We start from the raw sequence: 14505 nt of genomic DNA on the forward strand, positions 1-14505 counted from the left end.
AATCCCTGATTAGACCATTTACTCCATTGGCAACAGAATGGATCAGCTCTCAATCAACCACACTTCTTCTGCAAAGCGACTGAGCCCTTTTTGAGCGCGTTTGGGATGCTGTGCATTCGCTTCGTCGCGCACCAAGCGGCGAACCGAAAATCCGTGAAACAGACGCTGGATCTCCGCTTCTCCAACACTAAATGGAGGACCACTTAACTCTTGCTGATCGTAATCAAGTGTCACCAGAAGAATGCGGGCACCTGGGTTAAGCAACTGCTTCAAGCGCTCCACATAATCAGCCCGCATCTCTTCAGGCAATGCAATCAGTGCCGCACGATCGTACACAATATCGACGGTCTGCAGTGGCGCGGTAAAATAATCCCCGGTGTAAATTGACAGCTCATCAAACTGATACAGCTCATGCAAACTACTAATCTGCGTTACTGTTGGAGTATAGAAGTGTTCAGCAAAAAAGGCGCGCACGGCAATCGGACTGAGCTCAACTCCCTGAACATCATTGTGTTTCTCTGCTAACCAAACGAGATCTTCGCTTTTACCACACAGCGGCACAAATACTCTGTCTTCGCGTTTTGGCTGAGTTGCGTGCCAGTGGTCAATCAATAATGTATTCACATCGGTCAGGTGGAAACCAATCTGGTTGGAGGCCCATTTGGCGTGCCAAAATTCTGGATCTTTCATTGTTCATCTCTGAAGTCATGTGAGCGCGCTAGGGTACCGAATTCTGCTTAAAATCGGTAGCCAGTTTTTATCACTCGGTCAGAGTTTTGTGAAATACACACTTGGTTACACTCGCAAAAGGAACTGTTTATCCTGCTAACAGTCTGAATAGTCGAGCATTGTAATGTGATGGAATACACACTCTGCACATTTGATGTTGGGATGCGATTGAGTTTTACGATTTCAACCCAACCTCTTTATTGAAGAGATTTCTTTGTTTGCACTCTGTTATGGGCCTTCTGATTGCCACTTTTGACCTAACAACGCAAGCTAAGGAGAGTGAATGAGCCTATTCCTACGAACAACGGCACTGATGCTTCTGGTTCTGAGCCGAGCGCCTGCTTTTGCGGCTGCTCTGCCATTAGACACGTCACCAAGAGAAGATCGGGGCGAGTCACAAAATCAAGTCAGTTCAAAGCTTTTCAAACACAGCCTCAGCGGCCTTTACGGCATTCAAACCACGCAAAATAGCGTTCTCCAGCCTTATCAGGATTTTGATGTACTCTACAGTAAAGCCCACCAAGCGCAGTGCGAACTGGAAACACTGTGTAAAAGTACGGCCCTGCTAACGTCCACCCAAGCCTACTTTGCCGGCGTTAAATCACAGCATCGCGCGGCAGAAAAAATTGAACTGGAGCTTAACGGTCAGCCAGAGCGCATTACCGACCTGGCCCGCGCGACCATCATTGCCAACGACGTCCCGAGTCTGGTTGATGCGTATGAGGCGCTGAGCCGCGAAGCGACCGTTCTTAAGGTGAAAAACCGCTTCAAATCTCCCGCAGACTCAGGCTATCGTGATCTGAACGTACTGGTCCAACTGCCTAAAACAGGCATCATCGCAGAAGTGCAGTTTCACCTTAAAGCGATTGCCGATGTGAAAAGCGGCCCGGAACATGATCTTTATGAGCAGATTCAGAAGATTGAGCGCAACGCAGGACGCGAACAGCGAGCACTCAATGATTGGGAAGTCGCGAAGATTAAGCAGATTCGTCGCGAGTCGCAAAACCTTTACCAGCAGGCTTGGCAGCCTTACATCACCACACACATCCAGGCAGCATAAGCCAAATATGAAAAGACCACGCGAAAGCGTGGTCTAATGCTCGGTCTTTTTACGACTTTTTAATGTTCTCGACTCGGGCTTTTAGTTTTTGCCCTGGGCGGAACGTTACGACACGTCGAGCGGTGATAGGAATATCTTCACCCGTTTTTGGATTTCGACCCGGACGCTCGTTTTTGTCTCGCAGATCAAAATTACCAAAACCGGAGAGTTTTACCTGTTCGCCACCTTCGAGTGCTTTACGAATTTCTTCAAAAAACACTTCAACCGTTTCCTTGGCATCCCGTTTACTAAACCCTAGTTTTTCAAACAGGTTCTCAGCCAAATCGGCCTTTGTGAGCGCCATAAAACTTCCCTCAAAGCTATGTTAAACCTTGCTGCGCAGTGACAGCACCAAAGCAATTTTTGCTTAGCCAATCAACGACATATCGGCTTTACCTGAAAAGTGTATGCCAAGCTTATGATTTTCGCCAACTTTTTTATTGAGACTAAACAAAGTCTAACGGTAAAAAGAGGCGCATATCCCGCGCTTAGAAGCAAAATTTGTCTTCATATTAAAAGAAAAACTACTGACATTTTAGTTACTTATACCACTTTCTTTAAAATACTCAGAGGTTCTCTCTAATTACAGCGTAGGAAAAATTTTTCGTTACGCCAAAAAAATTTTTTAAATTTATCTGTAAATCAGGCGGTTGCTCAGGATACATGCCAAACTTGTCACTTCATAGCAAAATTGCAGGCGTAAAAAAAGCAGGCTCTCAAGCCTGCTTTTTCACACTCAATGACAACAATCAGTCGCGCAGTGTTGCGCCAAATTTCGCTGATACGTGAGCAACAATCGCTTCAACCGCACCGGCGATATCGGCATCTTCCAGCGTGCGTTCTGCGGATTGCAGAGTCAGGGCAATTGCCAGGCTCTTCTTACCATCTTCAACGCCTTTACCAACGTAAACGTCGAACAGTTTAGCGTCTTTCAGGAACTCGCCGCCCTGCTCCAGACACGCGTTAACGATGTCACCAGACGCCACTGCGTCGTCCACTACAACCGCGATATCACGACGGTTTGAAGGGAACTTAGACAGCGCGACCGCTTCAGGAATCACTTTGGTATTGATTGCCGACCATTCGATTTCAAACACGATAGTACGACCGTTCAGACCAAATTTACGTTCAAGCTCAGGGTGAACCGTACCGATCACACCAATCTCTTTGCCGTCCAGAACAATCGCTGCTGACTGGCCAGGGTGTAGCGCTGGATGTTTCGCCGCCGCGAAGCTGTACGCTTTGCCGTTGGCCGTCAGTTCCAGAATCGCTTCGACATCACCTTTCAGGTCGAAGAAATCCACCGTTGCTGTTTCCAGGTTCCAGTGCTCTTCACCGCGAGTACCAGAAATCACACCCGCCAGGATTGGCTCTTGACGCATGCCGTTTTCAGCCGCTTGATCCGGAATGAAACGCAGACCTTGTTCGAACAGACGAACTCGTGGTTGCTGACGTTTTTGGTTATGAACCACCGTGTTCAGCAGACCTTGAATCAGGCTCAAACGCATAGCAGACATATCTGCAGAGATTGGGTTTGGCAGAATCAAAGGCTCAACATCTGGCACGATCAGTTTTTGCTGCTCTGGTTCAACGAAGCTGTATGTAATCGCTTCGTGGTAACCACGGTCAACCAGCAGATCACGAACGCGTTTCAGAGGCAGGTTCGCTTCTTTGTGCAGGTTCATGTTCAGCGCAGCCGCTGGCGCCTGGTTTGGAATGTTGTCGTAACCGTAGATACGGCCCACTTCTTCCACCAGATCCTGCTCGATTGCGATGTCAAAACGCCAGGTTGGCGCTGTCGCTGTCCAGCCTTCCGCAGTGGTTTCAACGGTCATACCCAGACGTTGCAGGATTTCAACCACGTCCGCATCCGCGATGTGGTGACCCAGCAGGTTGTCCAGTTTAGTGCGACGCAAAGCCACGGTGTTCGGTTTTGGCAGATCGGCATCAGATTCAGCCGCAACCACTGGCGCAACTTCACCACCACAGATGTCGATCAGAAGCTGAGTTGCACGTTCCATCGCAGCAAATTGCAGTGCGTAGTCCACACCACGTTCAAAACGCATTGAAGAATCGGTGTGCAGACCGTAGCTGCGTGCGCGGCCACGGATATGATCCGGAGCGAAGAATGCACATTCTAGCAGCACATCTTTGGTTTCAGTGCTCACGCCCGAGTGCTCGCCACCAAAGATACCCGCAATCGCCAGCGCTTTGTTGTGGTCTGCAATGATCAGTGTGTCGGCGTTCAGTTCTGCTTCGCTGCCATCCAACAGGGTCAATTTCTCGCCCTGCTCTGCCAGGCGCACCACAATACCACCGTCGATCTTCGCCAGATCAAACGCGTGCATTGGTTGGCCTTGTTCCAGCATCACATAGTTCGTGATGTCGACAACCGGGTCGATAGAACGAATACCACAGCGACGCAGCTTCTCTTGCATCCAAAGTGGAGTTTGTGCCTGAACGTTCACGTTCTTAACAATACGACCCAAGTAGCGAGGACACGCCGCTGGCGCTTTGACTTCAATAGAAAGGGTGGCATCGATTGCCGGTGCAACTGGTGCAACCGAAGGCTCAGCCACATCGGCACGGTTAAGTACGCCCACTTCACGAGCCATACCACGCAGGCTGAAACAGTCCGCGCGGTTTGACGTCAGGTCTACATCAATAGTGACGTCATCCAGAGCCAGGAATTCACGGAAATCCGTACCGATAACGGCATCTTCCGCCAGCTCCATGATGCCGCTTGATTCAACATCAATACCCAGTTCAGAGAATGAACACAGCATGCCGTGAGAAGGCTGGCCACGTAGCTTCGCTTTCTTGATTTTGAAATCGCCTGGCAAAACAGCGCCAACCGTCGCAACCGCGACTTTCAGGCCCTGACGGCAGTTTGGCGCGCCACACACGATGTCGAGCAGTTCTTCTTCGCCCACATCCACTTTTGTCACACGCAGTTTGTCTGCATCTGGGTGCTGACCACATTCCACAACGTGACCAACTTTAACGCCAGTAAAAGTACCCGCTACAGGAAGGACATCGTCAACTTCCAGGCCGGCCATAGTAATTTGGTGAGTAAGCTCGCCAGTGGTAACCGCTGGGTTAACCCACTCACGAAGCCAAGATTCGCTGAATTTCATTGTGATTAAACCTCTGGATTACTTGAACTGTTTTAGGAAACGAAGATCGTTTTCGAAGAACGCACGCAGGTCGTTCACACCGTAACGAAGCATGGTAAGACGCTCTACGCCCATACCGAATGCGAAACCAGAGTATTTTTCAGGGTCGATACCAACACTGCGCAGCACATTTGGATGCACCATACCGCAGCCCAGTACTTCCAGCCATTTACCATTCTTACCTTTCACGTCCACTTCGGCTGAAGGCTCAGTGAATGGGAAGTAAGACGGACGGAAACGCACTTCCAGATCTTCTTCAAAGAAGTTGCACAGGAAGTCGTGCAGAATGCCTTTCAGCTGCGCAAAGTTCACGTTTTCGTCAACCAGCATGCCTTCCACCTGATGGAACATTGGCGTGTGCGTTTGGTCGTAGTCGTTACGATAAACACGGCCAGGAGCGATGAAACGCAGCGGTGGCTGGTTCTCTTCCATGGTACGAATCTGTACGCCAGACGTGTGAGTACGCAGCATCAACTTTGGATTAAAGAAGAAGGTATCGTGGTCAGTACGCGCTGGGTGATCATCTGCGATGTTCAGAGCATCGAAGTTATGGAAATCGTCTTCGATTTCAGGACCAGACTCAACGGTAAAGCCCAGTTCACCAAAGAAGCTTTCAATACGCTCGATTGTGCGGGTTACTGGGTGCAGACCACCGTTCTCGATACGACGACCAGGTAGGGTCACGTCGATAGTTTCTGCCGCCAGCTTCGCTTCCAGCTCTGCACGTTGTAGGCTGTCCTTACGCGCAGCAATGGCTTTTTGAACCGTTTCTTTTGCGACGTTAATTTCCTGACCAGCGGTACGGCGCTCTTCTGGTGGAAGCTTGCCCAGGCTTTGTAGTTGAGCGGTCAGCTCACCTTTTTTGCCCAGGTACTGAACACGCACTTCATCCAGTGCGACTAACGACTCTGCAGCGTTGATGGCTGCGGTCGCGTTAGCAATAATCTCTTGTAGATGTTGCATCGTTTCCTCGTCTGCTGATGAGCAGTTTCCTTAAGGAGCCCGAAAGGGTTACCTTGGTGCCCTTTTGGGGGCCGATAAGGCTGACCGTAAGGGATTCTTGGGGTTTTTCAAATAGCTGTACATAGTAACTAAAGCTGCTGTCAAAGCCAAATTGAAATCGGCCTGAATCACACTTTCAGCACGAGGAAAATGCGCTTTCGTTTAATTGTTAAACAGCCAGATTTATTGCTGAGAACTATTTTCATCGATCATCACTTTTGGTTATACCTGTTCGTGCGAATTTTGATTTCTGTTTATACTTATCACCACGTATGGTAAAGACTCATTCTCAACCATTTATCGAGGTCGACATGCAACCCCACATCCTGCCCATCAGCGCGGAATATGACCAAACCATCTGCGATATCATTAAAAAAGTGGGCGCCGAATTTGGCGCAATTGGTGACGGCTTTGGCCCGTCGGACGCTGAAGTACTGGCGATGAGCGAGCATTACCTACCACAAGATCGCAGTGGTTATTGGCTGGCGACATTGAATGGCAAAGTCGTCGGTGGCGGTGGCATCGCACCATTCAATGGCAGCGATTCAGTGTGTGAGCTGAAGAAGCTGTTCCTGCTGCCTGAAAGTCGCGGACACGGCCTCGGTAAAGCGCTGGCGCAACAGTGTCTCGTCTTTGCCAAGCAACAAGGTTTTGCTCAGTGTTACCTCGATACGCTGTCCAACATGAGCACTGCGGTGCGCTTGTATGAAAACCTGGGCTTTGAACATTTACCTGCGCCCATGCCGGGTACCGAGCACAACGGCTGTGATGTGTGGATGCTCAAACAGCTCTGAGGAATCGATGAACAATTACAAACTGCTGCCTGCGCTCATGGCGCTGCTCGAAACCCGTAACCTGACGGATGCCGCGCGCAGGCTGAACGTGACTCAGCCCGCAATGAGTAAAGCACTGCGCCTGATACGCGAAGAGTTCCAGGATCCCATTTTGATCCGCGATGGTCAGCAGTTTACCCTGACACAACGTGGCGAGCAGTTGAAAGAACGTCTGCCAGCATTGTTGTTTCAACTTGACCAACTCTACCTACCTCCGCAGGTAAACATTCAGCACTGCGAACGGTCATTTCGTCTTGCTTTCAATAGCTTTGTCTCAATGGATATTCTGCCTGCGCTCTGCTCAGAACTGTATGAGAAGGCACCTCAGGCAGGTATTCAGACCTCGTTGTGGCAGAACGCATCCCTGAGTGAATTGGGAGAAACCGACGTCGATCTGCTGGGCACACTGGCCGTGAACGTACCGGAAAACCTGTATGGAAAAAAACTCGCCAGTGATCACTACGTGATCTGCTGCTGTGAGCAAAACGATATCGCGATTAAGGGGGTTTCACTGGAGCATTACTTTGCGGCCAGGCACATTCTGGTCAGCGGATTACATGAAGAGAGCCGCCAGGTGGATAATCTGTTCCGCCAGCACAAAAAACAAAGGCGCGTTTTCGCCACCTTGCCGTCGCTGCGTCTGGCATTGGAAACGGTGATTGGTACGGAATGTCTGGTGACGGTACCGCTGCATATCGCGGCACAATACGCCAAACATTACCCGCTAGCGGTACTAAGCGCGCCATTTGAGCTCACAACCCATAATTACTACCTGCTGTGGCATGCCAAATTTCAGAATGACGATGAGCATCGCTGGTTTCGCGAACTCTGCTTTACTCATCTGCAACGGGATTTTCAGGCTAAGTTGGCGTTAGGTTCCGCGCTGATTTCCTCATCAAACTGAGCGATACAAACGCGGTTTTTGCCTGCTTTTTTGGCGCGATAAACCGCAGTGTCGGCCAGTTTGATCAGCTCATGGTGGTCATTCATAAAACCGTGAGATTCCGCGACCCCCACACTGATACTACCGCGCCAAGGTTCCATGCCTGTCGGGACTAACAGATTATTGACCTGCTGACGGGTGAGCTCTGCAATGTGCAACCCACCTTCCAAATCTGTATTGGGACAAATCACCAGAAATTCGTCACCGCCGAGGCGGCACACCAAATCGTCGCTGCGAAACGCATGTTGTAGCGTATGCGCCAGTTCCACCAGCACTCTATCACCCGCATCATGCCCGCAACTGTCGTTAACTTGCTTGAAATAGTCTGCATCGATCATGATACATACCAATGGTGCCCCTAACTGCATTGACTCTTTCCAATATGCTTCAAGCTGACACAAAGCTTTACGCCGGTTTGGCAAGGTAGTCAGGCTATCGGTCATCGATAATGCTTCCAGCTTCTGATTGGCCTTCATTAACTGTTGGGTACGTTCATGGACTTTCTCTTCCAGCGACTGATTAAGCTTGACCAGTTCACGGTTACGCTCAGAGACTTGTTCAAACAAACCATTCAGCGCATTCAGTAATGGTTCTGTAGCACTGTCGCGTTCGCGCTCCTCGCGCTCATAGGCCTGCTGAGGAGACAGACCGTTTTCAATCGCTTTGACCTGACGGGCCATATTCTGATCAATGCCGAGAATATGGTATGCAAGCCAATGGATCAGGAATTCCAGTAATTGTACTGCCGGCCTGTCATCAGTATCACTGAGAAAAGCTTGCATGCTGAAAATTTCCGCCATGAATGTACGATGGACTTTGATGTGTTCGCTCAAGTGCGCTTCTGCGATACCCGCATTACGCATCAGTTGCTCTTCTTCCTTGAAATGAAATTCCGCATAGCGTGACAATTCAAACAGCGCCAAGCGCACATCCTGCAATGACATGCTGTTTTCTGCCAGCAGCTCACCGTACTTGTTGATAAACCCCACCAAATACTGGTGCTGCTCATCAACATCGTCGATGCCCGTTTCAAAATAGCGATCCCATAGGAACGATTTCATATCGAGAAAAGTCCACGCTGAATATTCTGATGTTATATGTGCATAAACCACACTAAATACATGGACTATGACATACACAAGATCAATAGGTTGTGAACCAAAGCAGAGTTTATCAAGCTCAACTTGACCCATTGGCAGCCAGATATTGTGAGAATAGAAAGAAAATCAGCCAATTTTTCCTGCAAAACATGAAGATACATCAGCATCACAATTAGAGATCTTTATTCCAAAAAAATACAGTAACTAGACCAAAGTATAAGGACAGGAATCGAGTACCCCATCGTTCAAACTGACGATTTTATAAACACTGCTAAACTGTCTTTATTATTCAGTGAGTAAGTAAGGATGCCATCATGACCCGCTTATTGTGTTGCCTGTTGTGGCTTTTCAGTTTTAACGCCGCTTCATATGAGGCAGAAAAAGTCATGAGTGGTTTACTCGTTCCCTGGGGAATGGCATTTGTTTCTGCCACTCAACTGCTCGTCACGGAGCGCAACGGCGACATCGTGCTGGTCGACTTGGGCACACAGTCTAAAAAGTCCGTATTGAAAGTCGATTCTGTTTCGGCAAACGGGCAAGGCGGTCTGCTCGATATCGCGCTCTCCCCTATCGACCCTACCGTATTTTACTTTACCTACAGTAAGAGAAATGGCGCAGAAACAGATACCACGCTTGCCATGGCTCACTGGGATGGAAAAGTCATCACCAAATGGCAAGATCTGCTGGTCACCGTGTCGAACTCCAACACCACCCGTCACTTTGGCAGCCGAATAACATTTGATGCGACGCATCTTTATTTCACTGTCGGCGATCGCGGAATACGACCAAACGGGCAGAATCTCCAAACCCACGCCGGCAGCGTGTTGCGTTTAAATCTCGACGGCACGACTCCAGACGATAACCCGTTTGCGGGAAGAGCCAACGCACAGGCGCAAATCTGGAGTTTTGGCCACCGCAACCCACAAGGGTTGTTCTACGACACGCCAACCAAAACATTGTGGGAAATCGAACATGGCCCGCGAGGCGGAGATGAAATTAACCTGATTCGAAAAGGGGCCAACTACGGCTGGCCAAATACATCTTATGGCAAGGAGTATTGGGGGCCTGTGTCCGTTGGCGATAGTGAAGAGGCGGATGGGATAGAATCGCCAAGGAAAGTCTACATTCCCTCAATTGCACCAAGCGGGTTGTTGCTCTATCGAGGCAAGCGTTATCCCGAGCTCAACGGTAAGTTACTGACTGGTGCACTCAAACTCACGCACATTAATGTGATTACCTTAGATGAGAATCAGAGCGCCAGTGATGAAACCCGCTTACTGGAGTCCTTGGGAGAACGCATTCGCGATATTCGCCGTTCACCCGATGACTGGATCTACTTCTCCACCGACAGCGGCAATATTTATCGCCTAAAGCCGTAAGGTTGCCGTGAGTAGAAAGCCCTATGACAAACGTCAGATGACAAATTTTTGGTAGCAAAAAGCCCGACCATTTCTGATCGGGCTTCTTTTATTTGGAGCGACGCGACCAGCTTGGGCACGAGGTTCGCCCTCTTCGCATGTGCCAGATAGCAAAAAACCCGACCATATTTGATCGGGTTTTTCTTGTTTGGAGCGACACACGAGGTTCGAACTCGTGACCTCAACCTTGGCAAGGTTGCGCTCTACCAACTGAGCTAGTGTCGCATGTTCTACGTAGAGTAGATATATGGTGCCCCGGGCCGGACTTGAACCGGCACGACTCGAAAGTCGAGGGATTTTAAATCCCTTGTGTCTACCGATTTCACCACCAGGGCACGCTAATTTGTTGCGATGGTTTTACCATCTAAGCGTCGATATCGGATACTTGAATTTTTAGTAACACGACCAACTCTGGCCACATCACTTTAATTTGGAGCGACACACGAGGTTCGAACTCGTGACCTCAACCTTGGCAAGGTTGCGCTCTACCAACTGAGCTAGTGTCGCAAATGGAGGCGCGTCCCGGAGTCGAACCGAGGTCCACGGATTTGCAATCCGCTGCATGGCCACTCTGCCAACGCGCCTCTGACACTCATTTGGACTGCACTAACTGCGCATTCCTCTTGAGTACGGGATGCATTCTACGGAATCGGCAAAATGAGTCAACACAATTTTTTTGATTTTAAATCGTTTGTCTATTTTACATTCAAAAAGCTTTGCTTTGGTCAATTTAGTCGCAAAAAAGCTCATATTTTCCGCAAGATAACTAAAGTCAGACAGCGAGTTTACCATCCCTGCTCCGTCTCACTTTATCACTCTGTCGACCAACATAAAAAAACGGGCTGTCGCCCGTTTCTTCATTGATGTTCTTCGCTGAGTAAGTCGTCTTTCGCCGCCGCCAGATATTGCACCATCGACCAGTAAGTCAGGATCGTCGCAACATAAATCGAAGCGTAGCCAAGCCAAATCATCCAATCATCGTAGCGCCAAATCAGCACCCACAGAGCGAACATCTGCGTCAGCGTTTTTACTTTGCCAATCCAGGACACGGCCACACTGGCTCGTTTACCAATTTCGGCCATCCACTCACGCAGCGCTGAGATAATAATTTCGCGCGCAATCATGGTCACCGCCGGAATGGTGATCCAGATGTTGTGGTAGTACTCGGTGATCAGAATGAGCGCGGTGGCAACCAGCACTTTATCTGCAACCGGATCGATAAACGCACCAAAACGCGATGTTTGACCAAGCTTGCGAGCTAACATCCCATCCAGCCAGTCAGTAAAGCCAGCTACCCAGAACACCATCGCTGCTGCGAACGGAGCCCAGTTGTATGGTAGATAGAAACATACGACAAAGACCGGAATCAGGAAAAGTCGTAGTAAAGACAGAATATTGGGAATGTTAAAACGCATATTTTTAGGCTCTTATCGACTGCGCGTTTATGGTGCGGTATTTTTCTTATTGTTTCAATGTTTGATAAATGATTTCTGCCAAAGAATGACTGATGCCCGGCACTTTGGCGATTTCTTCTACAGTCGCCCGCTTGAGCTCTTGCAAACCACCCATGTATTTGAGTAACGCCTGACGACGTTTTGGCCCGACCCCTTCAATACCTTCCAACGCGCTGGTACGGCGCGTTTTACCGCGTTTTGCTCGGTGGCCAGCAATCGCATGGTTATGGCTTTCATCACGAATATGCTGAATCAGGTGCAGTGCAGGCGCATCACTTGGCAAATGGAACTCATCTCCGTCAGTGGTGATCAGTGTTTCCAGACCAGGCTTACGTGTCACCCCTTTGGCAATACCAATTAATCGTGGGCGTTTTGGCCAATCCTGCCAACATTGTGTCATGATTTCATGGGCACGATTGAGCTGACCTTTACCGCCATCGATGAAGATAATGTCCGGAATTTTGTCGACATCAAGCTGTTTACCGTAACGTCTTTCCAACACCTGCCCCATCGCTGCATAGTCATCACCACCAGTAATCCCCGTAATGTTATAACGGCGATATTCCTGTTTGACCGGGCCTTCTTGATTAAACACCACACAGGATGCGATCGTACTCTCACCCATGGTGTGCGAAATATCGAAACACTCCATACGCAGGATGTTTTCAATACTCAACTCATCCTGCAACGCTTTGAAACGTTGGTTGATGGTCATCTTATGATTAATCTTAGTTGTGATGGCAGTCAAAGCGTTGGTATTCGACAGTTTGAGATAACGTCCGCGCGTACCCGTCGGATTGACATGGAAGGTGACTTTTCTGCCTGCCAGCTGAGCCAGCGCATCCTGCATCGGTTTCGCATCCACCAGCAAACCTTCATTCAAAATAATGCGGCTTGGAATCGTGCGCGCTTCATTGTGGCTGAGATAATACTGGCTGAGGAAACTCTCAAACACTTCCTCCTGAGAAGTGTTTTGCGGAATTTTAGGAAAATGGCTGCGACTGCCGAGCACTTTGCCCTGACGAATCATCAGGATGTGGATACAAGCGATGCCCTTTTCCTGCGCGAAACCTAACACATCCATGTCATCCATGCTGTCTTCAGAAACGAACTGCTGCTCCTGAACGCGGCGAATGGCCTGAATCTGATCACGGAACTTCGCCGCATCTTCAAATCGCAGCGTCATACTGGCTTTTTCCATCTTTTCGATGAGAATTTCCAGCACTTGCTTATCTTTGCCCTGTAAGAACAGGCGCACATAATTCACCAACTCGGCGTAATCGTCATCGGAAATGATGGTACTGACGCAAGGGCCTGCACAGCGACCAATCTGATACATCAGGCACGGACGAGTCCGGTTACTGTATACCGTATCTTCACATTGACGAACCGGAAAAATTTTCTGAATCAGATGCAGCGTTTCACGCACCGCCCCAGAATCCGGATACGGGCCAAAATATTCGCCTTTGCGTTTCTTCGCCCCTCGATGCATAGACAATCTTGGATGGCGATGTCCACTGATGAAAATGTACGGATAGGATTTGTCATCACGCAGCAGCACGTTGTATTTCGGCAAATACTGCTTGATGTAGTTGTGCTCAAGGATCAGTGCTTCAGTTTCGGTGTGCGTGACCGTCACATCGATCTTATCAATGTGACTGACCAAAGCGCGTGTCTTCTCGCTGTCTATCTTCTTACGAAAATAACTGGAGAGGCGCTTCTTGAGATCTTTGGCTTTACCGACGTAAATAACCTCAGCCTCGGTATTGTACATGCGGTACACACCGGGCTGATTAGTTACTGTTTTCAGAAAGGAGATTGAATCAAACGAGGACACTATAACTTCTCAGTGTCGAGCATCCCGTGTCGAATCGCCAGATGCGTCAGTTCCACATCACCACTGATGTCTAGCTTAGCAAACAGTCGATAACGGTAACTGTTGACCGTTTTAGGACTCAAATTCAATTGCTCTGAAATATCGGTTACTTTCTGTCCTTTGGTGATCATCAGCATGATCTGGAGCTCACGCTCGGACAAGTCAGCAAATGGATTTTCTGAGGCTGGCGAAAATTGGCTTAACGCCATTTGCTGGGCAATTTCCGGAGAAATATAGCGTTGACCACTGTGCACGACGCGAATGGCGTTCACCATTTCATCTGGCGCAGCACCTTTGGTCAAATAGCCTGCCGCTCCGGCCTGCATAACTTTGGTCGGGAACGGGTTCTCTGTATGAACGGTTAACACGATGATTTTCACGTCAGGATTGAAACGAAGAATCTTCTTCGTCGCTTCCAGGCCACCAATGCCCGGCATGTTCATATCCATCAGTACGACGTCAGCATGATGGTTGCGACACCATTTTACTGCTTCTTCACCGCTATCAGCTTCCCCTGCTACGTTCATTCCACGGACGTCTTCAATAATACGTCGTATCCCTGTGCGAACCAGCTCGTGATCATCTACAAGGAAAACACTTATCAAACTTGTATCTCCACACTTATTTATTGGCTCTGCACCCACCGAGGTAGTGGATAGCAGCATGGCTGCCTAGTCTAACTAAAATTCAGAATAATTTCTTATCCTGAATATGTGCTCAAACGGAAACTTTAGCAAGCACTTATTTTCGCTTGCTGTCACGCATTGAGAATCGATTAATAAATCAACAGGTTAAGAATTATATCAAACCCTTTTCGAGTGGTTTATCTCAAGCTGCCATTATTTTGAACGGGATCAGATACTGAATAGAAATTA

The 14505-nt window shown here is 48.9% G+C and carries 12 protein-coding genes and 4 tRNA genes; 4 read left to right on the forward strand and 12 right to left on the reverse strand.

Going from position 1 to position 14505, the window contains the following annotated elements; genetic code table 11:
- Nucleotides 1-42 precede the first annotated feature (42 nt).
- The gene (locus tag DYA43_RS08035) at nt 43-690 is read right to left on the reverse strand and encodes a thiopurine S-methyltransferase (protein WP_061056593.1); all 648 of its coding nucleotides are present in this window, start codon (nt 688-690) and stop codon (nt 43-45) included.
- Nucleotides 691-1012: 322 nt separating this feature from the next.
- On the opposite strand from DYA43_RS08035, the gene DYA43_RS08040 reads away from it, so the two are divergent.
- Nucleotides 1013-1789 carry a nucleotidyltransferase family protein gene (locus tag DYA43_RS08040; RefSeq protein WP_020327598.1) on the forward strand — a complete coding sequence of 259 codons (777 nt, stop codon included), beginning with the start codon at nt 1013-1015 and terminating at the stop codon, nt 1787-1789.
- A 49-nt stretch (nt 1790-1838) separates the two neighbouring features.
- On the opposite strand, the gene ihfA is transcribed toward DYA43_RS08040, so the two are convergent.
- From ihfA to pheS, 3 genes are all read right to left on the reverse strand, one after another.
- Nucleotides 1839-2132, reverse strand: a complete 294-nt coding sequence (gene ihfA / locus DYA43_RS08045) for an integration host factor subunit alpha (protein ID WP_004726208.1) — start codon at nt 2130-2132, stop codon at nt 1839-1841.
- 445 nt (nt 2133-2577) lie between these two features.
- On the reverse strand, nt 2578-4965 hold the full coding sequence (pheT, locus tag DYA43_RS08050) for a phenylalanine--tRNA ligase subunit beta (protein ID WP_061056594.1): 2388 nt from the start codon (nt 4963-4965) through the stop codon (nt 2578-2580).
- An 18-nt stretch (nt 4966-4983) separates the two neighbouring features.
- Nucleotides 4984-5967, reverse strand: a complete 984-nt coding sequence (gene pheS, locus DYA43_RS08055; protein ID WP_004726210.1) for a phenylalanine--tRNA ligase subunit alpha — start codon at nt 5965-5967, stop codon at nt 4984-4986.
- A gap of 350 nt (nt 5968-6317) precedes the next feature.
- On the opposite strand from pheS, the gene DYA43_RS08060 reads away from it, so the two are divergent.
- Together DYA43_RS08060 and DYA43_RS08065 are read left to right on the forward strand one after the other, a co-directional pair.
- Nucleotides 6318-6800, forward strand: a complete 483-nt coding sequence (locus DYA43_RS08060) for a GNAT family N-acetyltransferase (RefSeq protein WP_020327602.1) — start codon at nt 6318-6320, stop codon at nt 6798-6800.
- Nucleotides 6801-6807: 7 nt separating this feature from the next.
- Nucleotides 6808-7743: a LysR family transcriptional regulator gene (locus DYA43_RS08065; RefSeq protein ID WP_061056595.1), complete on the forward strand. Its 936-nt coding sequence runs from the start codon at nt 6808-6810 to the stop codon at nt 7741-7743.
- On the opposite strand, the gene DYA43_RS08070 is transcribed toward DYA43_RS08065, so the two are convergent.
- The gene (locus DYA43_RS08070) at nt 7695-8843 is read right to left on the reverse strand and encodes a GGDEF domain-containing protein (RefSeq protein ID WP_020431444.1); all 1149 of its coding nucleotides are present in this window, start codon (nt 8841-8843) and stop codon (nt 7695-7697) included. The two genes, DYA43_RS08065 and DYA43_RS08070, sit on opposite strands and share 49 nt — an antisense overlap.
- Before the next feature lie 353 nt (nt 8844-9196).
- Between DYA43_RS08070 and DYA43_RS08075 the strand changes: the two genes are divergently transcribed.
- Nucleotides 9197-10261: a PQQ-dependent sugar dehydrogenase gene (locus tag DYA43_RS08075; protein ID WP_225869436.1), complete on the forward strand. Its 1065-nt coding sequence runs from the start codon at nt 9197-9199 to the stop codon at nt 10259-10261.
- A 188-nt stretch (nt 10262-10449) separates the two neighbouring features.
- Here DYA43_RS08075 and DYA43_RS08080 read toward each other — a convergent pair.
- The 7 genes from DYA43_RS08080 to uvrY all read right to left on the reverse strand — a co-directional run bounded on the left by DYA43_RS08080 (nt 10450) and on the right by uvrY (nt 14235).
- A tRNA-Gly gene (locus DYA43_RS08080) sits at nt 10450-10525 on the reverse strand.
- 23 nt (nt 10526-10548) lie between these two features.
- Nucleotides 10549-10635 (reverse strand) — tRNA-Leu (locus DYA43_RS08085).
- Between the two features lie 96 nt (nt 10636-10731).
- Nucleotides 10732-10807, reverse strand: a tRNA-Gly gene (locus tag DYA43_RS08090).
- 3 nt (nt 10808-10810) lie between these two features.
- Nucleotides 10811-10884, reverse strand: a tRNA-Cys gene (locus tag DYA43_RS08095).
- Between the two features lie 273 nt (nt 10885-11157).
- On the reverse strand, nt 11158-11715 hold the full coding sequence (pgsA, locus tag DYA43_RS08105) for a CDP-diacylglycerol--glycerol-3-phosphate 3-phosphatidyltransferase (RefSeq protein ID WP_020327606.1): 558 nt from the start codon (nt 11713-11715) through the stop codon (nt 11158-11160).
- A 46-nt stretch (nt 11716-11761) separates the two neighbouring features.
- Complete coding sequence (gene uvrC, locus DYA43_RS08110) at nt 11762-13594, reverse strand: excinuclease ABC subunit UvrC (protein WP_061056596.1); 1833 nt, start codon at nt 13592-13594, stop codon at nt 11762-11764.
- Complete coding sequence (uvrY, locus tag DYA43_RS08115) at nt 13591-14235, reverse strand: UvrY/SirA/GacA family response regulator transcription factor (RefSeq protein ID WP_024374216.1); 645 nt, start codon at nt 14233-14235, stop codon at nt 13591-13593. The genes uvrC and uvrY overlap by 4 nt, the downstream gene beginning before the upstream one ends.
- Nucleotides 14236-14505: the final 270 nt, after the last annotated feature.

Origin of the sequence: Vibrio fluvialis (assembly GCF_900460245.1) — a bacterium.
GTDB classification, from domain to species: domain Bacteria; phylum Pseudomonadota; class Gammaproteobacteria; order Enterobacterales; family Vibrionaceae; genus Vibrio; species Vibrio fluvialis.